Source organism: Nonomuraea sp. NPDC002799 (assembly GCF_053592075.1).
Genome location: NZ_JBSFVA010000006.1, coordinates 127,563 through 150,569, shown reverse-complemented (window position 1 = coordinate 150,569; position 23,007 = coordinate 127,563). Strand labels below are relative to the sequence as shown.

Annotated in this window: 21 protein-coding genes; 9 read left to right on the top strand and 12 right to left on the bottom strand. The window is 71.4% G+C overall.

What is annotated here, in order from left to right:
• Positions 1-77: 77 nt before the first annotated feature.
• The 10 genes from ACWD0F_RS14155 to ACWD0F_RS14110 all read right to left on the bottom strand — a co-directional run bounded on the left by ACWD0F_RS14155 (position 78) and on the right by ACWD0F_RS14110 (position 11,250).
• Complete coding sequence (locus ACWD0F_RS14155; protein ID WP_449875266.1) at positions 78-872, bottom strand: uracil-DNA glycosylase; 795 nt, start codon at positions 870-872, stop codon at positions 78-80.
• A 183-nt stretch (positions 873-1,055) separates the two neighbouring features.
• On the bottom strand, positions 1,056-2,204 hold the full coding sequence (locus tag ACWD0F_RS14150; RefSeq protein WP_449875264.1) for a hypothetical protein: 1,149 nt from the start codon (positions 2,202-2,204) through the stop codon (positions 1,056-1,058).
• Positions 2,205-2,379: 175 nt separating this feature from the next.
• Complete coding sequence (locus ACWD0F_RS14145) at positions 2,380-3,327, bottom strand: Ppx/GppA phosphatase family protein (protein WP_449875262.1); 948 nt, start codon at positions 3,325-3,327, stop codon at positions 2,380-2,382.
• Positions 3,318-3,806, bottom strand: coding sequence for a DUF501 domain-containing protein (locus tag ACWD0F_RS14140; protein WP_449875261.1), 489 nt, complete (start codon positions 3,804-3,806; stop codon positions 3,318-3,320). Before ACWD0F_RS14140 ends, ACWD0F_RS14145 begins: the two co-directional genes overlap by 10 nt.
• Positions 3,796-4,212 (bottom strand): FtsB family cell division protein, encoded by a 417-nt coding sequence (locus ACWD0F_RS14135; protein ID WP_449875259.1) that lies wholly within the window; start codon positions 4,210-4,212, stop codon positions 3,796-3,798. Before ACWD0F_RS14135 ends, ACWD0F_RS14140 begins: the two co-directional genes overlap by 11 nt.
• Before the next feature lie 65 nt (positions 4,213-4,277).
• Entirely contained in the window at positions 4,278-5,555 is a 1,278-nt protein-coding gene (gene eno, locus ACWD0F_RS14130) for a phosphopyruvate hydratase (protein ID WP_449875258.1), read from the bottom strand.
• 176 nt (positions 5,556-5,731) lie between these two features.
• Positions 5,732-6,658, bottom strand: coding sequence for a MazG family protein (locus ACWD0F_RS14125; protein ID WP_449875256.1), 927 nt, complete (start codon positions 6,656-6,658; stop codon positions 5,732-5,734).
• A 3-nt stretch (positions 6,659-6,661) separates the two neighbouring features.
• Positions 6,662-7,276 carry a hypothetical protein gene (locus tag ACWD0F_RS14120; protein WP_449875254.1) on the bottom strand — a complete coding sequence of 205 codons (615 nt, stop codon included), beginning with the start codon at positions 7,274-7,276 and terminating at the stop codon, positions 6,662-6,664.
• Between the two features lie 30 nt (positions 7,277-7,306).
• On the bottom strand, positions 7,307-10,795 hold the full coding sequence (mfd, locus tag ACWD0F_RS14115; protein ID WP_449875252.1) for a transcription-repair coupling factor: 3,489 nt from the start codon (positions 10,793-10,795) through the stop codon (positions 7,307-7,309).
• Positions 10,796-10,887: 92 nt separating this feature from the next.
• Positions 10,888-11,250, bottom strand: a complete 363-nt coding sequence (locus tag ACWD0F_RS14110) for a signal peptidase I (RefSeq protein WP_449875250.1) — start codon at positions 11,248-11,250, stop codon at positions 10,888-10,890.
• Positions 11,251-11,312: 62 nt separating this feature from the next.
• On the opposite strand from ACWD0F_RS14110, the gene ACWD0F_RS14105 reads away from it, so the two are divergent.
• From ACWD0F_RS14105 to ACWD0F_RS14095, 3 genes are all read left to right on the top strand, one after another.
• Entirely contained in the window at positions 11,313-12,032 is a 720-nt protein-coding gene (locus ACWD0F_RS14105) for a class I SAM-dependent methyltransferase (RefSeq protein WP_449875248.1), read from the top strand.
• A 70-nt stretch (positions 12,033-12,102) separates the two neighbouring features.
• Positions 12,103-13,317 carry an adenylyl-sulfate kinase gene (gene cysC / locus ACWD0F_RS14100; RefSeq protein ID WP_449875247.1) on the top strand — a complete coding sequence of 405 codons (1,215 nt, stop codon included), beginning with the start codon at positions 12,103-12,105 and terminating at the stop codon, positions 13,315-13,317.
• Positions 13,314-14,195, top strand: a complete 882-nt coding sequence (locus ACWD0F_RS14095) for a sulfite exporter TauE/SafE family protein (RefSeq protein WP_449875246.1) — start codon at positions 13,314-13,316, stop codon at positions 14,193-14,195. The genes cysC and ACWD0F_RS14095 overlap by 4 nt, the downstream gene beginning before the upstream one ends.
• A 76-nt stretch (positions 14,196-14,271) precedes the next feature.
• Here ACWD0F_RS14095 and ACWD0F_RS14090 read toward each other — a convergent pair whose 3' ends face one another.
• Entirely contained in the window at positions 14,272-15,306 is a 1,035-nt protein-coding gene (locus ACWD0F_RS14090) for a glycoside hydrolase family 26 protein (RefSeq protein ID WP_449875245.1), read from the bottom strand.
• A 282-nt stretch (positions 15,307-15,588) separates the two neighbouring features.
• Here ACWD0F_RS14090 and ACWD0F_RS14085 point away from each other — a divergent pair, with 282 nt between their 5' ends.
• The 6 genes from ACWD0F_RS14085 to ACWD0F_RS14060 are packed head-to-tail and all read left to right on the top strand — an operon-like array spanning position 15,589 to position 22,027.
• On the top strand, positions 15,589-16,881 hold the full coding sequence (locus tag ACWD0F_RS14085; protein WP_449875244.1) for a Wzz/FepE/Etk N-terminal domain-containing protein: 1,293 nt from the start codon (positions 15,589-15,591) through the stop codon (positions 16,879-16,881).
• The gene (locus ACWD0F_RS14080; protein WP_449875243.1) at positions 16,878-18,143 is read left to right on the top strand and encodes a hypothetical protein; all 1,266 of its coding nucleotides are present in this window, start codon (positions 16,878-16,880) and stop codon (positions 18,141-18,143) included. The genes ACWD0F_RS14085 and ACWD0F_RS14080 overlap by 4 nt, the downstream gene beginning before the upstream one ends.
• Positions 18,140-19,036 (top strand): hypothetical protein, encoded by an 897-nt coding sequence (locus tag ACWD0F_RS14075; RefSeq protein ID WP_449875242.1) that lies wholly within the window; start codon positions 18,140-18,142, stop codon positions 19,034-19,036. Before ACWD0F_RS14080 ends, ACWD0F_RS14075 begins: the two co-directional genes overlap by 4 nt.
• Positions 19,037-19,041: 5 nt before the next feature.
• A complete protein-coding gene (locus ACWD0F_RS14070) occupies positions 19,042-19,887 on the top strand; it encodes a sulfotransferase family protein (protein ID WP_449875726.1) in 846 nt (281 codons plus the stop codon).
• On the top strand, positions 19,875-21,149 hold the full coding sequence (locus ACWD0F_RS14065) for a lipopolysaccharide biosynthesis protein (protein ID WP_449875241.1): 1,275 nt from the start codon (positions 19,875-19,877) through the stop codon (positions 21,147-21,149). The genes ACWD0F_RS14070 and ACWD0F_RS14065 overlap by 13 nt, the downstream gene beginning before the upstream one ends.
• Positions 21,146-22,027 carry a sulfotransferase gene (locus ACWD0F_RS14060; protein WP_449875239.1) on the top strand — a complete coding sequence of 294 codons (882 nt, stop codon included), beginning with the start codon at positions 21,146-21,148 and terminating at the stop codon, positions 22,025-22,027. Before ACWD0F_RS14065 ends, ACWD0F_RS14060 begins: the two co-directional genes overlap by 4 nt.
• A 41-nt stretch (positions 22,028-22,068) precedes the next feature.
• Here ACWD0F_RS14060 and ACWD0F_RS14055 read toward each other — a convergent pair whose 3' ends face one another.
• The gene (locus ACWD0F_RS14055) at positions 22,069-22,923 is read right to left on the bottom strand and encodes a WecB/TagA/CpsF family glycosyltransferase (protein ID WP_449875238.1); all 855 of its coding nucleotides are present in this window, start codon (positions 22,921-22,923) and stop codon (positions 22,069-22,071) included.
• Positions 22,924-23,007 lie beyond the last annotated feature (84 nt).

The window sequence follows — 23,007 nt, the reverse complement described above, 5'->3', positions numbered from 1 at the left end:
GTGGAATGCTTGTGAAAGCATTCACAAGCCTATGTCAAGCACTCCCCAAGAAGCCAATCCCCCCGTGGTGCTACGCGTCACACAGCCAGTGACCTGGCCTTGATGAAGATTTCCTCCAGCATACGTGCGGTGACGCGGCCGGTGAAGGTGTTCTGCTGGCTGGGGTGGTAGCAGCCGATCAGCGTCACCGGCTCGCCGCCGTGCCGGGCCTGGACCTCGGCCCCGTGCCCGAACGGCGGCCTGGCGCGCGGCAGCTCGTAGCCCGCCTCCTTGAGCGCGGGCCACATGGCCTGCCAGGCGTAGCCGCCGAGCGCCACGACCACCCGCACGTCCGGGGCGGCCAGCGTCATCTCGCGGGCCAGCCAGGGGAAGCAGGCGCTCTTCTCCGACGGGGTGGGCTTGTTGTCCGGCGGCGCGCAGCGGACCGCGGCCACCACCCGCGCGCCGATGAGCCGCTGCCCGTCGCCGGCGTGCGTGCTGGTGTCCTTCGCGGCCAGGCCGGCCTGGTGGAGCGCGGCGAACAACCAGTCGCCACTGCGGTCGCCGGTGAAGATCCGCCCCGTCCTGTTGCCGCCGTGCGCGGCGGGCGCCAGCCCGACGATCAGGATCCGCGGGTGCTCGTCGCCCCACCCGGGAACGGGACGGCCCCAGTAGGTCTCCTCCGCGAACGCGCGCCGCTTCACCCTGGCGACCTCCTCGCGCCACTCCACCAGGCGCGGGCAGGCCCGGCAGACGGACTCCCCGGCCGTGAGCTCGGCCAGGGTGGCGCTGGCGGCGGCGAGGCGCCGCACGTCCTCGGGGTCGTGGGCGACCGGGGTCCGCGCGGTCGCCGGGTCGCCGGGCCAGCCGGTGCCGGGAGGTACGAAACTCATGACCACGATCGTGCCCCATCACCTCGCGGGCGCCGGCCACGGGGAGAACACGACCGGGTGGCACCCGAAGGCGCCACCCGGTCATAGGCCGATCAGTCCACGCGACCGGCAGGGAAGCCGAGAGGCGTGGGTCCAGCAGTTCACGCGACCGGCAGGAGAGCCGGGAAGCGTGGGTCGATCAGCTCACGCGGCCGGCAGGGAAGCCGGGGGCGTGGGCGTGGCCGTGGCCGGAGCCGGGGCCTCCACCTTGCAGGGGGCGTACGACTGCGTCACCGAGTCGCTGTTGTGCGGACCCGAGACGGACAGCGTGACACGGCCACCCTTGGCGGCCTGCCCGATCAGCTCGGCCGTCAGGGAGGGGACGCTCCGCGTGCCGCCGTGGCGGTCGAAGGAGACCTCGCCGGTGGCGGCCGTACGGCCGTTGACCGTCCAGGAGTAGCTGACCCGGCCGGCGCCCGTCGACTGGACGGTGCCGATCGCGTACAGCGTGCAGTTGGACGTGGTGGACACCGTGGCGGAGGCGGAGACCTTCGCGTGCGGCGCCTCGGGGGCCGCGTCCTTGCACCAGACCTTGTAGGAGGCCCGGTTGGAGGACGTGCCGTCGCGGCCCAGGATCTCCAGCTGCGCATAGCCACGCTGGCTGTGCCGCGGGGAGATGCCGAAGCCGACCTTGCGCGCGTCGCCGACCTTGACCTTGCCGTAGTCGACCACGTCACCGTTGAGGATCCAGCGGTAACGGACCCAGGTCGGGTGGGTGGTCCTGATCAGGCCGACGAAGTCGATCTTGTCACCGGGGGTGCAGGGGCCGACGTACGAGGACGGGCTCGCCCAGGCACTGGCCGACACCGACACGTCGAGGTGCGTCCGCACGTTGTCCTGCGGCTTGACGCAGGAAACGGAGAAGTAGCCCTTCTTGGACGTGACCTTCTTGGGACCGAGGACCTGGACGGCCTCCCAGCCCTTGACCTCTTCCTTGAAGGTGATGGCCTGCTTGACCGTCACCGTCTTGGTGCCCTTGCCCTTGAGCTTGATCACGCTGACCTTGCTCTTGGACCCGTCACCATGCAGCCAGCGGTAGGCCAGTTTGGTCGAGCCCTTCACCGGCACCGCGATCTTGGCCGAGAAGTTGACCTTGACCGGACACGAGCCTTCGTAGTTACCCGTGGCGGCCTTGGGCGTCGAGACCGAGATCTTGGCCTTCGACGACGCCGTGGAGGTCTTGGTCGAGGTGCTCGCCTGCGCGGGGCTGGCGACCAGGCCCGCGCTGAGAGCGGCCAGCACTGCGGCGGAGGCGCCGAACGCCGCCGCCCTGCGCGCTAAACCAACAGACATCATGTGAGAGTGCTCCATTCCGTGAGGGAAGAGACGCGCTCGGGAACGGTCGCCACGCCGGCACCTTCCGTGCACAGCGATATGGCAAAGCCCCCGTAATGCCCCTTCACCTAATCACAATACTGATTGCACACTCAACACGGCACATGTACCGGAAATGTCCGGATTTCTTCAGCTAATCGGTCAGAGACCAGGCGATCCCATCCAAAATGTCGTGTTCGCTGACGACTACCTGCGAAAACGCGAAACGGCGGACAATCCGGTCGAGAATTAGCGCCCCCGCGCCAATCACGTCGACCCTTCCCGGATGCATCACGGGAACAGCCGCGCGCTCACCATGCGTCATCGCCAACAGCCGCCGTGTCACGTCGTGGACCTGCTCGGCCGAGATCCTGGCGTGATGGATCCGCGCCGGATCGTAGGCGGGCAGGTCGAGCGCGATGCCCGCGACCGTCGTCACGGAGCCCGCCAGTCCCACCAGCGTGTGCGCCCGGCGCACGGGCACCTCCGCCTCGACCCGGTCGAGCGCCGCCTCGATGTCGGCCACCACGGCCTCCAGGGCGGGCGCGGGCGGCGGATCGCCGGCGTCGCGCAGGTGCCGCTCGGTCAGGCGCACGCAGCCGATGTCGACCGACAGCGCCGCCTCCGCGTGCTCGGAGCCGACCACGAACTCGGTGGATCCGCCGCCGATGTCCACCACCAGGTAAGGGGGCAGCGGGCCCTGCGGCACCTCCGTCTCCGGAGACAGCCGGATCAGGCCCCTGGTCGCGCCCACGAAGGAGAGCTCGGCCTCCTCCGCCCCCGACACGACCTCAGGCTCCACCCCGAAGATCTCGCGCACCCCGGCCACGAACTCCGCCCGGTTGGCCGCGTCCCGCGTCGCGCTCGTGGCGACCACCCGGGTCGCGGCGGCGCCGTGGCGGTCGATCAGCTCGCGGTAGGCGCGCATGGCCTTGAACGTGCGCTCCAGGGCGTCCGGGGCGAGCCTGCCGGTCCTGTCGACGTCCTGGCCCAGGCGGACGATCTCCATCCGCCGCTCGACGTCCTCGATCCGGTCGTCGCCGACGTCCGCGATGAGCAGGCGCACGGAGTTGGTGCCGCAGTCGACGGCGGCTACACGCATGGTCCGTCACTCCACCAGTCGGGGAGTGCGTCCAGCGCCTCCCTGCCGAAAGGGTTGGCGCCGGGCGCCGCCAGCTCGTGCCCGACGAGCGCGTGCAGGCACTTGACCCGCGCCGGCATGCCGCCCGCGCTCTGCATCTCGCGCGGAAGCGGCGCCATGCCCTCCTCCTGCGCGGCCTTGTCCCGCCTGGCCACGTAGTCCTCGTGGGCGGCCTCGTAGGCGGCGGCCAGCTCGGGCTCGGTGGTCAGCCTGGTCTGCATCTCCCGCATCAGGCCGGAGCCTTCCAGGGTGCCGATGGCCGAGGCCGCCTTGGGGCAGGTCAGGTAGTAGAGGGTCGGGAAGGGCGAGCCGTCGGGCAGCCGCGGCGCGGTCTCCACCACGTCGGGGTTGCCGCACGGGCAGCGGTGCGCCACCGCGCGCAGCCCTCTGGGCGGTCGCCCGAGCTGCCTCTCCACGACCTCGACGTCTTTACTGTCCAACACTTTCCTTTCCGGTGACCGCCCTGCGCCCGGTGCCCTTGTCGGCGGCCTCCACGGACTCCCAGAGCGTCAGATACCACGGCGGGACCGCCGCCGGCTGCTTCACCGTCGTCTCTTCCTTGCCCTGGGCGGGCTCCATCACCACATAACACTTCTCGCCGGGGCCGCAGTAGTGCAGCCGCTCCTTGGCGATCTTCTTGATCCAGTTGGGGTCGTTGCTCTGCCGGTCGCGGGTCAGCAGCGCCTGCTTCTCCGCCTCGACCCTGGCCTTCTCCGCGCGCAGCTCGGAGATGCTGCGACGCAGGCTGATGTACTCGCGCACCGGGTAGGCCAGGCTCATCGCGATAGCGCACACCACGACGGCCAGGATGGCGGCCCGCCCGGTGAGCTGCGGCCTCTTCGCCAATTGCTGCACACCCCCTCAAGTGCGGCTCGCGGCCGGATCAGGGGCGCCGCGAGCCGTACTCGAAACTAGCGCCGAAAACGCGGGAAAGCCGCGCGACCCGCGTAACGGGCGGCATCGTCGAGGAGCTCCTCGATGCGGAGCAACTGGTTGTACTTCGCCACCCGGTCCGAACGCGCGGGGGCGCCGGTCTTGATCTGACCGCAGTTGACCGCCACCGCGAGGTCGGCGATCGTCGTGTCCTCGGTCTCGCCGGAGCGGTGGCTCATCATGCACCGGTAGCCGCTGCGGTGGGCCAGGTCCACGGCGTCGAGGGTCTCCGACAGCGTGCCGATCTGGTTGACCTTGACCAGCAGGGCGTTGGCGGTGCCCGCCTGGATGCCGCGCTCAAGCCGCTCGGGGTTGGTGACGAACAGGTCGTCGCCGACGAGCTGCACCTTGTCGCCGAGCGCGTCGGTGAGGGCCTTCCAGCCGGCCCAGTCCTCCTCGTCGAGCGGGTCCTCGAGGGAGACGAGCGGGTAGTTGGCGACCAGGTCCGCGTAGAAGGCGATCAGCTCGTCGGACGACAGGCCCTTGCCGTCGATCGTGTAGACGCCGTCCTTGTGGAACTCGGAGGCGGCCGCGTCGAGGGCCAGCGCGATGTCCTCGCCCGGCACGTAGCCGGCCCGCTCGATGGCGACCAGGATCAGGTCGAGCGCGTCGCGGTTGGACGGCAGGTTGGGCGCGAACCCGCCCTCGTCGCCCAGACCCGTGGCGTAGCCCTTCTCCTTGAGCACGGCCTTGAGCGCGTGATAGACCTCGGTGCCCATGCGCACGGCCTCGCGGAACGACTCCGCGCCGATCGGCGCGATCATGAACTCCTGGATGTCGACGTTGGTGTCGGCGTGGGCGCCGCCGTTGACGATGTTCATCATCGGGACGGGCAGCACGTGGGCGTTGGGACCGCCGATGTAGCGGAAGAGCGGCAGGTCGGCGCTGTCGGCCGCGGCCTTCGCGACGGCCAGCGAGACGCCCAGGATGGCGTTGGCGCCGAGCTTGGCCTTGTTGGGCGTGCGGTCCAGGTCGATCATGATCTGATCGATGATGCGCTGGTCCTCCGCCTCGACCCCGCTGATCTCGTCGAAGATCTCGTCGGTGACCGCGAGGACGGCCTTCTCCACGCCCTTGCCGCCGTAACGCTTGCCGCCGTCACGCAGCTCGACCGCCTCGAACTGGCCGGTGGACGCCCCGCTCGGCACGGCCGCGCGGCCGGTGCTGCCGTCGTCGAGCACCACCTCGACCTCAACCGTCGGGTTGCCCCTGGAGTCGAGGATCTCGCGGGCGTAAACGACCTCGATGGTAGCCACGGATGAGCTCCTAAATCGGAAGGCGATATGCCATCAGAGCCTATCGGTACGGCCGCGCGCGCCGACGGCGCGGTCACGGCGCGCGCCACCCGGGTGTGAGACGTCCCAAGCGCGCGGACCTCAGCCGGATCCCCAGGCCGCCACCCGGGTGCGAGACATCCCCGGGCGCGCGGACCTCAGCCGGATTCCCAGGTCCGGACGCGATCGCGGTAGGTGCGGGCGGCGGCGCGCAGCTCGGCCTCGGCGTCGAGACCGGCCTCCCCGGCCCGGCGGACGAGGTCGAACAACTCCCGCGCCACGCCCTGCCCGACCGCGGCCGACAACGACGCGGGCGCGCCGCCCCGCTCGGCCCTGCGCAGGAGCTGGGCCGCGAGCGACAGCGCGGGCTGACCCATGGGCACCCCGTCGAGCACCGACTCACTGCCCTTGGCCGCCCGCTCGGCCGCCTTGATCGCGTCCCAGTTGTCGTTCACCTCGTCGGCGCTCTCCGCCCGCACCGTGCCGAACACGTGCGGATGGCGGCGGACGAGCTTGTCGATGATCCCGGCGGCGACGTCGTCCATGTCGAAGTCCTCCGCCACCCGCGCGTGGAAGACCACCTGCAGCAGCAGGTCGCCCAGCTCCTCACGCAGCGCCGGGTAGTCGCCCTGCTCGATGGTCTCCAGGACCTCGTAGGCCTCTTCGAGCAGGTAGGGGACCAGCGACTCGTGCGTCTGCTTACGATCCCAGGGGCACTCGGTGCGCAGCCGGTCCATCACCGCCACCAGGTCGAGCACCCGCGCGCCCGGCAGGTCATAGGAGCCGGGCACGATCTCGATCAGCGGCGGCTCGTCGAGCACGACGGCCGCGTTGCCGACCGCGCGCATGAAGTCGGCGTCGTCCTCGGCCAGCCACACGACGGTCTCGGTGACCGCCCGCGCCGCCAGCCCCGCCGGGTCCGGCTCGGTGACCTGCACCTCGACCCCGGCCTCGGCCAGGTAGGGCAGGTGCGGATGGGCGCCCGACGCCGTGAGCACCGGGCCGGAGCGCAGCGCCTGCCAGGCCTGGTGGCTCAGCAGGCCGGGCGCGACCCTGGGCGAGGTGGTGACGACGATCAGCGGCACGCCTCAGCCCTGCTGCGGCTGCTGCGGCTGCGCCTGCTGCGGGGTCAGCTTGCCGAACCTGCCGGTGTCGACGAACAACGACGGGTTCTCCTGCGACTGCTGCTGGTTGAGCGCCCCGTAGCGGGGGCTGTAGGTGGCCTTGATGCCGCCCAGCTCCTTGGCCAGCCGCTGCTGCGCGGCCTCGGCGCCGCCCCACTGCTGCTGCAGCTTGCCCAGACCGACCAGCACGCGGCCGTACTCGTTCGCGTCCGCGGGCGAGACTCCCCTGGAGAGCAGGTAGACCTCGGGCGACGGATAGTCGCCTGGGTTCTTGAGCGCGGTGTCGATCTCCGTCTGGCTCACCTGCACGTTGTAGCGCGCCAGAAGCTGCCGGGCCCCGCTCACGTCGGTGAGCCGCTGCAACACGAACTGCGTGGCCGGCACACCTCCGAGCGCGGACTCGTCCAGCTTGGCCCGCTTGAGCGCGGCGAGGTAGTCCTCGGTGTCCGCCTGCAGCTGACTCGTCGAGATGCGCTCGTTCCCCACCACGGCCGCGGCCCCGGCATGCATGGGAGATGAACAGGCGGTCAGCGCGATGGCCACCGCAGCGGTGGCCACAGCCACTCGTATCGACTTCACATGCGTCCCTTTCCGCCTCAAAATCCGCCGCTAGCTTACCCGTGCGGGCTCAAGGAACATCGCCTCGACCAGGTCACCGCACCATTTGAGCAGGTCGAGGTCGCGTAGCGGCTGCCCGCCGAGCGGCTTGGTCTTGGGCACGGGCACCAGCAGCGTCTCCGCCGCCTGCTTGTATATCGCCTTCTTGTAGAGCCGATCGAGCCGCACCTGCTGGGACTCCCGCAGCCGCGCCGGGCCGAACTTGATGTTCGGGCCCTGCAGCGTGACGTCGGTGAGCCCGGCCTGGCGCGCCCTCAGCCGGAACCTGGCGACCTCGAACAGGTTCTCCACCTCCGCGGGCGGCTTGCCGTAGCGGTCGGTCAGCTCGGCGCGCACCTCGTCGATGTGGACGGCGGCGGTGATGGCCGCGATCCGCTTGTACGCCTCCAGCCGCAACCGCTCGGAGGTGACGTAGTCGTGCGGGATGTGGGCGTTGATCGGCAGCTCGACCTTGACGTCGTGCGGCTCCTCCTCGACCTCGGCGCCCGACAGCTTGGCCTTCTGCTCCTTCACCGCGTCGGACATGAGCCGCACGTACAGGTCGAAGCCGACGCCCGCGATGAATCCCGACTGCTCGGCCCCGAGCACGTTGCCCGCGCCGCGGATCTCCAGGTCCTTCATCGCGACGTACATGCCGGCGCCCATCTCGGTGTGCTGCGAGATGGTCGCCAGCCGCTCGTGCGCGGTCTCCGTCAGCGGCTTCTCCGGCGGATAGAGGAAGTAGGCGTAACCGCGCTCCCTGCCTCGCCCGACACGTCCTCTGAGCTGGTGGAGCTGCGACAGGCCGTAGTTGTCCGCCCGGTCGACGATCAGCGTGTTGGCGTTGGGCACGTCGAGACCGGACTCGACGATCGTGGTGCAGACGAGCAGGTCGTACTCGCGCTCCCAGAAGCCGACCATGATCTTCTCCAGCTGGTGCTCGTTCATCTGCCCGTGCGCCACCTGGATGCGCGCCTCGGGGACCAGCTCGCGCAGCCGCGCGGCGACCCGGTTGATCGAGGCCACCCGGTTGTGCACGAAGAAGATCTGGCCGTCGCGCATCAGCTCGCGCCGGATCGCGGCGCCGATCTGCTTCTCCTCGTACGGCCCCACGAACGTGAGGATCGGATGCCGCTCCTCCGGCGGCGTGAGGATCGTGGACATCTCCCTGATCCCCGTCAAACCCATCTCCAGCGTGCGCGGGATCGGCGTGGCCGACATGGCCAGCACGTCGACCTGGGTGCGCAGGTGCTTCATGGCCTCCTTGTGCTCGACGCCGAACCGCTGCTCCTCATCGATGATGATGAGCCCGAGGTCCTTGAACCTGACCTCGGGGCTGAGCAGCCGGTGCGTGCCGATCACCAGGTCCACCGCGCCGGTCCGCAGGCCGTCGAGCGTGCCCTTGACCTCGGCGTCGCTCTGGAACCTGGAGACCGGCTTCAGCGTGACGGGGAAGCTGGAGAAGCGCTCGGTGAAGGTGGACATGTGCTGCTGCACCAGCAGCGTCGTCGGCACCAGCAACGCGACCTGCTTGCCGTCCTGCACCGCCTTGAACGCCGCCCGCACCGCGATCTCGGTCTTGCCGTAGCCGACGTCGCCGCAGATCAGCCGGTCCATCGGCACGCCGCGCTCCATGTCGCGCTTGACCTCGTCGATGGCCTCAAGCTGGTCGCCGGTCTCCGCGTACGGGAAGGCGTCCTCCATCTCCCGCTGCCACGGCGTGTCGCCGCCGAACGCGTGCCCCGGCGAGGCCATCCGGGCGGAGTAGAGCCGGATCAGCTCCCCGGCGATCTCCTTGACCGCCTTCTTCGCCCGGGACTTGGCCTTGGCCCAGTCGCCGCCGCCCATGCGGTTGAGCGTGGGCGCCTCGCCGCCGACGTAGCGGGTGACCTCGTCGAGCTGGTCGGTGGGCACGTAGAGGCGGTCGCCCTTGGCGTACTCGATGACCAGGTATTCGCGGGTGGCGCCCTGGACCGTGCGCTGCACCATCTCGATGTAGCGGCCGACGCCGTGCTGCTCGTGCACGACGTGGTCGCCGACCTTGAGCTGGAGCGGGTCGACCATGTTGCGGCGGCGGGAGGGCAGCCGGCGCATGTCCTTGGTGGAGGCCTTCTGTCCCACCAGGTCGAGGTGGGTGAGCACGGCGAGGTTGGAGGTGATGAAGCCGTGCTCGATCAGGCCGGTGCTGACGTGGACGACCTTGGGCTCGGGCGCCTTGTCCAGAAATTTCTGGAGACGGGCGGGCACGTCGACACCCTTGAGGACCTCCACCATGCGCTCGGCGGGCCCATGGCCCTCGCTGAGCAGCACCACGGCCTTCTCCTCGGCCAGCCAGCCCTTGATGTCGGCCAGCGCCTTGGCCGTGTCGCCGCGATAGGCCTCGGAGTCGTGCGCGTCCAGCTCCACCCCGCCGCCGAACGGCGCCATCGTCCACCACGGCTGCCCCAGCACGTCGGCGTGCAGGCGGATCTCCTCCAGCGAGCGGAACGCGGCCGCCCCGAGGTCGATGGGCGCCTCGCCGCCGGCCGCCGCGTTGATCCAGGAGGCTTCGAGGAACTCCTGCGAGGTGTGCACGAGCTCCTCGGCCCGCCCCCTGATCCGCTCGGGGTCGCACACGAACACCGCCGACCTGACCGGCAGGTGGTCGAGCAGCAGGTCCATCTCACCGGCCAGCACGGGCGTGAACGCCTCCATGCCCTCGACCGGCAGGCCCTCGGCGAGCTGGTCGAGCACCTCGGCCAGCGACGGATGCTCCTGCGCCAGCTCCCGCGCCCGTTCCCTGACCTCGGCGGTCAGCAACAACTCGGAGCACGGCGGCGCGAACAGCCCGTCCTCGGCCGCCTCCAGCGAGCGCTGGTCGGCCACCTTGAACCAGCGGATCTCCTCGACCGTGTCGCCCCAGAACTCCAGCCGCAGCGGATGCTCCTCGGTCGGCGGGAACACGTCGAGCAGCCCGCCCCGCACGGCCACCTCGCCGCGCTTCTCCACCATGTCGACCCGGTGGTATCCGTTGGTGACCAGCCGCTGCACCACCTCGTCGAGGTCGGCGTCGTCACCGGCCCGCAGCCGCATGGGCTCCAGGTCGCCCAGACCCTTCATGATCGGCTGCAGCAGCGCCCTGATCGGCGCCACGACCACGCTGAGCGGCCCGGCCGAGGCGTCGCCCTTGATCGGGTGCGCCAGCCTTCTGAGGACGGCCAGCCGCTGGCCCACGGTGTCACTGCGCGGCGAGAGCCGCTCGTGCGGCAGCGTCTCCCACGCCGGGAACACGGCCACGGACGCGGGCTCGACCAGACTGGTCAGCGCGGAGGCCAGATCCTCGGCCTCGCGGCCGGTCGCGGTGACCGCCAGCACGGTGCGCTGATCGTGCCCGGCCAGCGCGGCCACGCCGAACGGCCGCAACGACGACGGCGCGACCAGCGCGACATCGCCGCCCTGTTCCAGAGCGGCGGTCAGCTTCGGGTCGGCGCGAACAAGGTCAAGCAGTCCGGAAAGACTCATCAGATACGCCCACAGCCCCACGACGGCAACACGATTACCCCCGGCCGGGTCAGGTCGCGGGGGTCTTGAAACAGACTACTCGCCGCCGAGCCTCATCTGAGCTGGTAGCCGGCCACGGAGGGCCAGCGCACGGTGAGCACGGTGGATTCCTCCTCGGCCCGCCACGAGTGGCCGACCCCCTTGCCCCAGACGACGTAGTCGCCCGGCCGCGCCAGCAACACGCTGCGGCCGGGCAGCTCGACACGGAACCGGCCGCTGATCAGCACGAGCAGGGCGGTGCGCTCTTCCCCTTCGACCCACTGCGCCCGCTCGTCGCCCGGCAGGTGCACGCCCCACTTGATCTCGACGTCCTCGCTGTGTCTTGGGTCGCCCGGGGGTTTGAAGTGACCGAGGAGCCAGCCGCGGTCGAGGGCTCCGTCGGCCCCGGCGTTCCCGACGTACACCTGATCGTTCACATGGCCGGACGCTAGCAGGGAAATGCATTACTGGTCCCGATTGGATGATTACTGTAGGTGACATGTCTGAGGTGCGTTCGGTCGCCCGCCGAGGCGATCTTTTCGGTCAACGGATTCGCGAGCACTGCGCGGCGCAGGCGAGCAGGCGGGTCGACGTGCTCGTCGCCGGGTGCGCGCACGACGAGCCACTGGTGCTTGAGCACATCGAGACCAGGGCGACCGGCGCCGACGAGGATCACCCGGTGATCAGGCGCGTCCTCGCGGAGCGGGCGGACCTGGTCTCTTGGTCGCTGGGTGACCTGCGCTGCCTGCCGCTGCCGCCCAGGTCCTATGACGTGATCCAGCTCTCGTTCCTGCTGGAGCGCGTCAGGCACGCGGAGCTGGTGTTCGACCGGCTGCTGCAGTCGCTGCGCCCCGGCGGCCTGGTGCTGCTGCGCATGCGCGACCGCCGCTCCTCCTACGGTCTGCTCGACCGGATCACCCCGTCGTGGTTGCGCCGCCTGTTGTGGCGCCCGCTCGTCACGCCGGGCACGCCGGGCCCGCTGCCCACCGTGTACGAGCCCCTGGCCTCCAGCGACGGCATGCACGCGTTCTGCCTGAGCCGCGGCCTCATGATCACCGACGACGAGCGGGGCGTCAGCGGCCCGGCGCGCACCCGCGGGCTCGGCGCCGCCGCGGTCGCGGCGACGGCCCGGCTGACCAACGGCCGGTACACCGACGCCCACGACGAGATCACCATGGTGATCAGAAAGCCGCAACACCACTTCGCCAGACTTATCTAGCGACACACTGGTATCGGTAGGTAAACTCCTTTCCTACCAATTCAATCGGATTAGTTGGGATGTCGTAAACGTGGAGTGGACCCCCGGGCCGCGCGAGCTGGCCGACCTCGAACTGCTGCTCTCGGGGGCGTTCGAGCCGCTGACCGGGTTCCTCGGCCACGACGACCTGCACGCGGTGCACGAGCGCGGCACGCTCGCCGACGGCGCGCCGTGGCCCGCGCCCGTCACCCTCCACGTGGGCGCCGAGGTCTCCCCCGGCGACGAGGTGACGCTGCTCGATCCGGAGGGCCTGCCGCTGGCGGTGCTCACCGTGAGCACCCGCGAGCCCGACGGGCTCACCTCGGGGCCGATCAGGAGCCTGGCCGCGCCGGAGCACGGGCCGTTCGCGCGGCTGCGACGCACCCCGGCGCAGGTCAAGGAGGAGCTCGGCGGGCGGCCCGCACTCGCGGTCACCATGCGCGGCCCCCTCGACGACCTCTCCGAGATCGTCGCCACCGCCAAGGAGCTCGACGCGGTGATCGTGCTGCTCCCCCTCCTCTACGGCGAGGCGGGCCCCGCGATCGTCCGCGCCGCGCTGCGCGCCAAGGAGCAGCTCCCCGGCGGCACACTCGTGGTCTCGGTGCCCCTCGCGCCCCGCGAGGAGCCCGAGATCGACCTGGAGCTGCGCGAGCACGTCGCCACCGCCTACGGCGCCACCGAGCACCTGGCCGGCCCCCCGCCCGTGCGCATCCCCGGCCCGCCGCACCGCCGCGGCCTCGTGGTCTTCTTCACCGGCCTGTCCGGCTCCGGCAAGTCCACGATCGCCCGCGGCCTGCGCGACGCGCTGCTGGAGCTCGGCACCCGCACGGTCACCTACCTCGACGGCGACGTGGTCCGCCACCTGCTGTCCAAGGGACTGACGTTCTCCAAGGCCGACCGCGACCTCAACGTCCGCCGCATCGGCTTCGTCGCCGCCGAGGCCGCGCGCCACGGCGGCCTGGCCCTCTGCGCGCCCATCGCCCCCTACGCGGCCACCCGCGAGGAGGTGCGCGAGATGGCCGAGTCGGTCGGCGCCGACTTCCTGCTCGTGCACGTGGCGACGCCGCTGGAGGAGTGCGAGCGGCGCGACCGCAAGGGCCTGTACGCCAAGGCGCGCGCCGGCCTCATCCCCGAGTTCACCGGCATCTCCGACCCCTATGAGGAGCCGGAGGACGCCGACCTGGCGATCGACACCACGGACAGCACGATCGAGGCGGCCGTCACCCGGGTCCTGGACACGCTCAGGTCCGGAGGCTGGGTGCGTTGATCGACCTCGCGCTGATCGGCGGGTCCTTCGTCATCGCCATCGTCGTCGGGCTGACGGGCATGGGCGGCGGCGCGCTGATGACGCCGATGATGATGCTCTTCTTCAACGTCCCGCCCCTGGCCGCGGTCTCCAGCGACCTGGTCGCCTCGGCGGTCATGAAGCCGGTCGGCAGCGCGGTCCACCTGCGTCACGGCACCGTCAACCTGCGCCTGGTCGGCTGGCTCTGCGCGGGGTCGGTGCCGGCCGCGTTCTGCGGGGTCTTCCTGGCCAGGGCGTTCGCGGTCACCGACGCGGTCACGTACGCCCTCGGCGTGGCGCTGCTGCTGGCCGTCGCCGGCATGGCGCTGAAGAGCTGGCTCGGCGCCAAGGGCGGGACGTCGAGCGCGCACGAGATCGTCGTGCGCCCAATTCCGACCCTACTGGTCGGTATGGTAGGTGGGGTGGTCGTCGGCGTGTCGTCCGTCGGCTCGGGATCGCTGATCATCGTCGCCCTGCTGGCCCTCTATCCGGCGCTCAAGGCCAACCAGCTCGTCGGCACGGACCTGGTCCAGGCCGTCCCCCTGGTCGCCTCGGCCGCGCTCGGCCACATCCTCTTCGGCGACTTCCAGCTCGACCTCACGCTGTCGCTGCTCATCGGCTCGATCCCGGGCGTCTATCTCGGCGCCAGGATCTCCTCGCGGGCGCCGGGCGGCCTGATCAGGGCGCTGCTGGCGATCGTCCTGCTCGCTTCCGCGCTCAAGCTGCTCGACGTGAGCAACACGCTCACCGCCGGGGCGCTCGTCGCGGCGACCCTGGTCACGGTGGCGGGCTGGCGATTGCGGGTGAACGCGGGCAAGAAGGCCGCGGACGCCCCGGCAACCGAGAAAGCGCGCTCATGAGGGCGCTTTCGACAGGCTCACGACAGCGCTCATGACGGCGCGTACAACAGGCTTACGACGGCGCTCATGACGGCGCTCAGGGCCGTGGGACGCGGGTGGCGCGGAAGTACGGATCCCGCGCGAGCTCGGTGAACGCCCGCGTCGCCCCGAGTCCCACGTCGAAACTGGTGTCACCGCGCGGCGCCCGCGGCGAGTCGAAGTAGACCAGCGCCTTGATCTGCGGATAGTTCTTGATCTGCCGGCGCACCGACTCGAAGAAGGCCCGCTTGAACGAACGATCCTGCGGCCGCGTGAACACCCCCCACTCGGCCACCATGACGGGCTTGCCGGGAAAGCGGGCCTGCATCCACCGGTAGAACCCGGACCAGTCCGGATATTCCTTGCGCCGCTTGTTGACGAGCCCGTCGAAGTCGTCGACCCGGTCGTCGGCGTACGGGTCCATGGCCACCCAGTCGACCACGTCGTCACCCGGATAGAGACCCTCGAACCAGGACTTGGCCGCCCAGTTGGGGGCCCCCATGTACGTCATGACCATGACAGCGCTCTTCACGCCCTCGGCCCGCAGCCTGGACACCACGTGCCGGAACATGGCCGCGTAGTCGGCGGCCCGCATCCCCGAGTCCGACGCGGCCTCCACGTCGTTCTCCGGCTCGTGGTGCAGCGTGAGGAAGAACCGCTCGGGAAAGGTGCGCCTGAGGTAGCCGGCCAGCCGGTGGATCCTGGCGTCGAGGGCCCCGTCGGCGATCTCGGCCCAGGTGTGGTCGAACGACGGCTTCCAGTTGATCATGAGCAGCCGCGGCGTGGCCGGATCGCGGGCCAGCCGGATCTCCGCCTCGGTCGGGAACAGCTCGCTGCCCCGGTGGTAGACGTGCACCACGTCGGCGGGGGCGCCCATGCGCGACTCGGCGCCGTGCAGCGCCTCCTCCACCGAGGCGCCGGTGAAGACCTCCGGCGCGATGCCCCACCAGGCCCCGCACGACGGGATGAGCCTGGAGGTGGCCGTACAGGACGGCGAGACCGCCTGCGCGGGCGCCGCGACCGGCGCCCGCGCGTTGGAGGGCGTCACGTGCGAGCCCTCCGCACTGGAGCAGGCGGCCAGCACCGCGACCACCGCCAGGATGAACGCGGTATTAGTTGCGGTATGCGAAATTCCCCGTAGCTGCAAAGCCTTCCAACCCCCTCGTCGAATGACCTCCGCCTATCAATCCTGAACCATGCCATGTCATTCAGGGGCCGTCAGCCAGTGTGCAAGTCTCCCCAGCTCGCGGCAGCAGTTCAGCCCGCCGAATTTTCCGGACATTTCCTTTTATTAAGGTGCTTCTGACTAACGCTACTGGCGAAAATCTTGGTTATTCTCCTTGGGTAATGACCGTCCGTCCTATAGTGGGCGCTCATGAGCTCCGGCACCGACCTGGAAGAGCACCTCTCCCTGCTGCGCCGGCGGTGGTTGCTTCTCGTGGGCTGCGTCGTGTTCGGCGGCACGGCAGGGCTCGCGCTGATGCGCCTGACACCGCCCGCCTACACCGCGACCACCCACGTCCTCGTCCTGCCGATCGGGCCGCAGGAGCCGGCCAACCAGGTCACCGCCCGCCAGCGGGAGTCGCTCAACCTCGACACCGAGGCCCAGGTCGCGCAGTCGGCCGTGGTGGCGACGCGCGCGGCCACGGCCCTGGGCGGCGCCATCCCAGAGCCGGCCGAGGTCTCCGTGCCGCCCAACTCGTCGGTGTTGTGGATCTCCGTGACGACCGCCGAGCCGGCCGCCGCGGCCGCCCGCTCCCACGCCTACGCCGAGGCCTACCTGGCCAACCGCCGCGAGAGCGCCCTGTCCTCGATGGCCCAGCAGCAGCAGGCGGTGCTGGGCAAGCTCAAGCAGGTCAACGCCGGCATCGACCAGGTCATCACGCAGCTCGGCACGCTGACGAAAGGCAGCGCCGAGCACGCGATCGCCGCCCAGCGGCAGGGCGTGCTCAACCGGCAGGCCGCCACCCTCGCGCTGAAGTACGACGCGCTCCGCACGGTCGCGGTGACCCCGGGCACGATCATCAGCCAGGCCGCGACCCCGGCCGCGCCCAGCTCGCCCAGCCTGCCCCTGCACCTCGGCACCGGGCTGATGGCCGGTCTGCTCACCGGCTCCGCCGCCGCCTACGTCCGCGACCGGCTCGACAAGCGCCTGCGCACGTCCTCCGACGTCGAGCGGCTGACCGGCCTGCCGGTGCTGAGCGACCTGTCGACCCCGCGCGAGCAGGGCGTGCTGCACGATCTGGCCTGCGTGGTGGTCGCCGCGTGCCCGGGCAAGCGGCTGCTGGTCAAGGCGCTGCCCCCCGACCTCTACGCCTCCTCGCTGGCCGAGCCGCTCGCGGTCAGCGCGCCGCTGATCGTGCTCGACGGCTCCGACGTGCGCGATCTGGCCAGGGCGGACGCGGCCCTGCTGCTGGTGGGGCTGGGCCGGGTCACCTCGAAACAGGTCGCGGCCGCCGTACGCCATCTGGGCAGACACGACGTGCCGATCATCGGTGTGGTGACGGCCACCGACGCGGTGCCGTCGTTCGTGCCGCTGCTGGAGCCGCGCTCGCACACCTCGCTCGGCAAGCTCGTCGCGACCGGTGAGCTGGAGGTCGGCCTGTCCGCCGAGACCACGCCCATGCAGGCGCTCCACCAGCCCCGGCGGCCAGGCAAGCCGACGTGAGGGGGCCCGCCTGGCCCATCGGGGCGCTGCTCGTCGGCTATCCGGTCTGGTGGGCGCTCGGGTTCGGCGGTCTGGCGGTGATCGTCCTGGCGGTGCCGATGGGCGTGGTGTTGTGGCGACGCCGGCCGATCAAGGTGCCGCGCGGGTTCGTCTGGTGGGTGCTGCTCCTGGCGGGCTACCTGGTGAGCGCGCTGATGCTGGCGGAGTCGCCGCCGGGCACGTACGGCGAGCTCGGCCCCGGCCGGATCGTCGGCTACCTCATGCGGCTGGCCCTGTACACGGCCGTCCTCGTCATGGTGCTCTACCTGGGCAACCTCACCGAGCGGGAGCTTCCGCAACTGCGGCTGGTACGGATGCTCGGCGTGCTCTTCGTCACCACGGTCGCGGGCGGGCTGCTGGGCGTGTTCCTGCCGCAGTTCGCCTTCACCTCGCCGATGGAGTGGCTGCTGCCCGACTGGATCAGCGGCAACTCCTTCGTGCAGAACCTCATCCATCCCACCGCCGCCCAGACGCAGAAGGTGCTCGGTTACGCCTCGCCGCGCCCGGAGGCGCCGTTCGAGTGGGCGAACGCGTGGGGCAGCAACGTGTCGGTGCTGCTGGTGTGGTTCGTGGTCGGGTGGTGGACGCACGGCGGACCGCGGCACAAGGTCTTCGTGGCCGTGCTGATGGCGCTGGCGGCGATCCCCATCGTGTACTCACTCAACCGGGGCCTGTGGATCGGCCTCGGCCTGGCCGTGGTCTACCTGATCGTCCGGGTGGGCGGGCGCACCAGGGTGGCGCTCTGCGGGGTGGCGGCGGTGGCGGCCCTGGCGTTCGCGATCAGCCCGCTGGCCCCGCTGGTCGCCCAGCGCCTGGACAAACCGCACTCCAACGACATCAGAGCCTTCACCGTGACCGCGACCCTCACCGCCGCCGGCCACTCGCCGATCATCGGCTTCGGCAACACCCGCAACGCGATGGGCAACCATCACACGATCACCACGGGCAAGACCGAGTGGTGCTCGGGGTGCGGGCATCCGCCGCTGGGCAGCGACGGGCAACTCTGGCTGCTGATCATGACGCAGGGGTTCACCGGGGCGGCGCTCTACGTGGCCTTCTTCGCCGGCGCGATCCGCCGCCACCGGCGTGACCACAGCCCGATCGGGCTGGCGGGGGTGCTCGTGATGGGGCTCGTGCTGCTCTACATGTTCGTCTACGACGGCCTGGTCACGCCGCTCAGCCTCTATCTCGTCTCGTACGCCCTCCTGTGGAGGAACTCATGAACGACGCCTCCATCCGGCTCGGCTACCTGGCGGAGACCGTAGAGCTGCTGTATCCCGGCTCCGGCTCGCCACGGCCCTACACCCTGCTGCCGCACGCCGCACTCCCCCGGCGGCTGGCGCCACGGCGGTGGTGGCATCTGGGGTCCCAGATCTTGGTGCCCGTCGAGGGGTCCATCGCCGCGCACCTCAGCGAGGTCTTCCGGCAGCCGGTCGAGACCGTGGTGCACGTACGTCCCGCGCTGCGGGCCAACCGGAAGCCCGTGCTGGAGGCCAGGTCCGGCGGACGGCGGCTGGCGTTCGTGAAGATCGGCGACAGCCCGCGGGCGCGCGCGCTGATCAGCACCGAGGCGGCGGCCCTGCGCAAGCTGACCGGGCTGGCGCTCAGCACGGTGATCACGCCCCGCGTGCTGCACCACGGCGACTGGCGCGGGCTGGCGGTGCTGGCCCTGTCACCGCTGCCGGTGCGGCGCGGCCGGGTGCCGCAACCGCTGCTGCGCGAGGCGATCACGGAGATCGCGGGCACCGGCGGGCCGTGCGCGGCCTGGCACGGGGACCTCGCGCCGTGGAACATCTCCCCGTCCTCCGACGGGCGGGTGCTCGTGTGGGACTGGGAGCGCTACGAGGTCGGCGTGCCCTACGGGTTCGACGCCATGCACCACTTCTTCCAGCGGGCGCTGCGCCGGATGAGCCCCCTGGCCGCCGCGCGGGCCTGCGTGGCGGGGGCCGTACGCGTGCTCGCGCCCCACGGGCTGTCGTCGGCGGCGGCCAGGCAGACCGCGCTGCGCTACCTCATCGCGCTGGCCGACAGGCACGCCGCGGACGGCCACGCGCCGCTCGGGCCGCCGGAGACCTGGCTCAACCCGGTCGTCGACCACGAGGAGCTGATCACGTGAGGACCATGAAGCGGTCGGTGTTGTCGTTGTCGCGCACCACGGGCAAGCTCACGTCCGGGGCGCGGATGCTGCCGTCGTTCCTCATCGCCGGGGCGCAGCGGTGCGGCACCACGTCGCTCTACCGGGCGCTGGCCCAGCATCCGCTGCTGCTCAAGCCGGTGCTGCACAAGGGCGTGCACTACTTCGACGTCGGCTACCAGCGGGGACTGCCCTGGTATCAGGCGCACTTCCCGCTGCGGCTGGGCGCGGCCCTGCTCGCCCACCGGTACGGCAGCCACGCGCTGGCGTTCGAGTCCTCCCCCTACTACCTGTTCCATCCACTGGCCGGGGAGCGGATCGCGGCGGATCTGCCGGAGGTGAAGCTCATCGTGCTGGTCCGCGATCCGGTGGAGCGGGCCTGCTCGGCCCACGCCCACGAGCTGGCCAGGGGCTTCGAGACCGAGTCGCACTTCGAGTACGCCGTCGAGCTGGAGGCCCGCCGGCTGGCGGGCGCCGAGGAGTCGCTGCGGGAGTCGCCCTTCTCCGAGCACCACTCGCATCGCCACCACGCCTACCTGGCGCGCGGGCGCTACGCCGAGCAGTTGGACCGGCTGGAGCCGCTGATCGGGCGCGAGCGCATCATGGTGCTGGACAGCCACCGGTTCTTCGCGGAGCCGGAGGCCGTCTACGACCGGGTGCTGGAGTTCCTGGGAGTGCCGCACCTGGGCTATCCGGTGTTCGAGCGGCACAACGGCCGGGCGCTGCCCCGGCGCGCGCCCCGGGTGCTGGGCGAGGCGCTGCGGGACCACTTCGAGGTGTACGACGCGCGGCTGGCCCGATGGCTGGGCGGTGAGCCTTCGTGGCGTCGCTGACCAGGGGCGGGATCGCGGGGGTGACGGGGGCGGCGTTCACCGCGCTCGCCCAGTTCCTGCTGGTGGTGGTCGTGACCAGGGCGTTTTCCGCGGCGGAGGCCGGGGCGTTCTTCACCGTGACCGCGCTGGCGCTCATGGCGGCCGGGGTGGCGCGGCTGGACGCGGGCAACGGGCTGGTGTACTTCATCGCCCGCTCGGCGACCTACGACTATCACGGCATATCCGGATATATCCGGGCGGCCGTCGTGCCCTGCGTGATGGCGGCCTGCGCCGCCGGGGTCGTGCTGTATCCACGGCTCGGCCCGCTGGCCCTGTTGCTGCCGGTCATGGTGGTGGGCGACGTGCTGCTCGCCGCCACCCGCGGCTTCGGCTCCATGCGGCCCACCGTGCTCCTGGACGGCATGTTGCTGCCCGCCTGCCAGCTCGTCCTGGTGTCCGCGCTCGCCGTGGCGGCGACAGCCGAGTGGCCGCCGCTGGCGGGGGCGGCCGGGTGGTTGCCGCTGGCGTGGGGGGCGCCGTACGCGCTGCTGCTCGTGCTGGCGGTCGCCGGGGTGCGGGGGCGGGCGCCGCGGACGCCGTACCTGCCGGGCACCGCGCGGGACCTGTGGCGGTACACGGCGCCCCGGTCGGTCGCGGGGGCGATCCAGGCGGTGTTCCAGCGGGTGGACATCGTGATCGTCGCGCTGCTCGCGGGGCCCGCGCAGGCCGCCGTCTACACGGCCGCCACCCGGTTCAAGGTGGTCGGGCAGCTCGCGAACCAAGGGCTGGCGCAGGCCGTACAGGCTCGGCTGGTCAGGGCGCTGGCCGACGGCGAGCGCGGCTCCGCCAGGGAGCTGTACCAGATGACGACCGTCTGGCTGGTGCTGCTGACCTGGCCGGTGTGGCTGGTGTACGCGGCGCTGGCGCCCTGGCTGCTGCGGCTGTTCGGGCCGGCGTACGGCGCCGGCGCGCCGGTGGCGCTGGTCCTGGCGGGGACGATGATGCTGGCGTCCGCCTGCGGGATGGTGGACGTGGTGCTGACAGCCGCCGGGCATACCGGGACCAGCCTCCTCAACCTGGTGATCGCCGTCTGCTGCACCGTGCTGCTGGACGTGGCGCTGATCCCGGAGCACGGGGCCTTCGGCGCGGTGCTCGGCTGGTCGGGGGGCGTGGTCGTGAAGAACCTGCTGCCCCTGTGGCAGGTGCACCGGCGGTACGGCCTGCATCCGTTCGGACGGCACACGCTGGCGGCGCTGCGGCCCCGTACGTGGGCGGCGGCATGACCGTCCTGGTGACCGGCCTGCCGCGCAGCGGCACGAGCTGGACCGGCCGGATGCTGGCGGCAGGCGGCGGCCTCGTCTACGTCAACGAGCCCCTCAACCCCCAGCACCCGCCCGGCCGCTGCCCCGGCGTGCTCAGGGCGACCGTGACCCACCGATTCCAGTACATCTGCGACGACAACGCCGCCGACTGGCTGCCCGCCTTCCGCGACACGGTGTCCCTGCGCTACCACTGGCGCGCCGAGCTGCGCGCCAACCGCTCGCCCTACGACCTGGCCCGCCTGCTCCGCTACGGCACCGCCTTCACCGTCGGGCGGCTGGCGGGCCGGCGCGCCCTGCTGGACGACCCGTTCGCGGTGCTGAGCGCGGGCTGGTTCGCCGCCCGGCTGGGCTGCAAGGTGATCGCGCTGGTGCGGGATCCCGTGTCGTTCGTGGCGAGCTGGCGGCGTCTCGGCTGGACGGTCCACTTCCGCGAGCTGCTCGACCAGCCGCTGCTGGTGCGCGACCATCCGGAGGTGCTGGAGTTGCGGGCGCTGGCCGGCTCCGGCGACCGGCTCGCCGTGGCCGCCGCCCTGTGGCGGGTGACGCGGACGATCCTGGACCGCACGCCGGGCATCCTCGTCACGTCGTACGAGTCGCTGGCCACCGACCCGCTGCCCGGCTTCCAGTCCCTGTACGCCCACGCCGGCCTGCCCTGGACGCCCGCGGCCGCCCGCCGCGTCACCAGAGCCTGCACGGGCGCCTCTTCCGAGGCCGCGTTCACCTGGTCGGGCCTGTCCCGCACCGCCTACCGGCCCATGGACTCCCGCCGCGCCCTGGACCACGCCGCCCGCGGCCTCACCCCCGGCGACGTGGCCCGCATCCGAGCACTGACCGCCTGACGCGCAGTCCCCACCTGACGTGCACTCACCACCTGGCGAGCTCACCGCCTGAGGCGGGTGGCCAGGCAGCCGCTCAGCAGTCGTAGCGCGAACGGCAGATCGTCCACCAGATAACGGCGCGCCAGCCGCCCTGGCTCGGCGGCCAGCCGGAACGCCCACTCCAGCCCGGCCGTCCGCATCCACTCCGGCGCCCTGGACACCGTCCCCGCCGCGAACGCGATGGCCGCCCCGCACCCCAGGAACCACGCGCCCGGCAACTCCTCGCGCAACTCGGCGATGAGCCGGTCCTGCCGGGGAAAGCCGAGCCCGACGAACACCAGGCGCGGACGGGCGGCGACCACCTCCCGCCGCACGCGCGCCCGGCCTTCGTCGGTGGCGTCGAAGTGGTACGGGGGCGCGTGCACGCCGCAGATCCTGAGCCCCGGATGGCGGCCCGCGAGCTCGGCCGCGGCCTGCTCGGCCACCCCGGGCAGGCCGCCGAGCAGGTAGACGGGGTGACCGTCGCGGGCGGCGAGCTCGCTGAGCGACCAGATGAGGTCGGCTCCCGTGACCCGCTGCGGGAGCGGGGTGCCGAGCAGCCGGGCCGCCCAGACGAGCGGCATCCCGTCGGCCACGACCAGGTCGGCCGAGCAGACCAGGTGGCGGAGGGCCGGGTCGGTGGCGGCGGCGCGGCAGATGTCGACGTTGGGGGTGACGATGCGCCCGCCCCGGCCGGCCGCCAGCTCATCGCCCACCCGCCGGACCACCTCATCCTCGGTGACCGCGTCCACCTCGACCCCGCCCACCCGCACCCGCACCCCGAAGTGACTCCGGCTCGCGTGCTCGGAGACGTGCCCGTCAGCGGCGGCCCCCTCGGCAACCGGCATGGCCTGGTCGGCGCGGCGCTGAGCCGGCACCACCGGTGACGCGAGGCAAGCCGGGACACTCGGCGGCGTAAAGCGGGCCGGGACGCCCGGCGGCGCAGAAAGGGCCGGGACGCC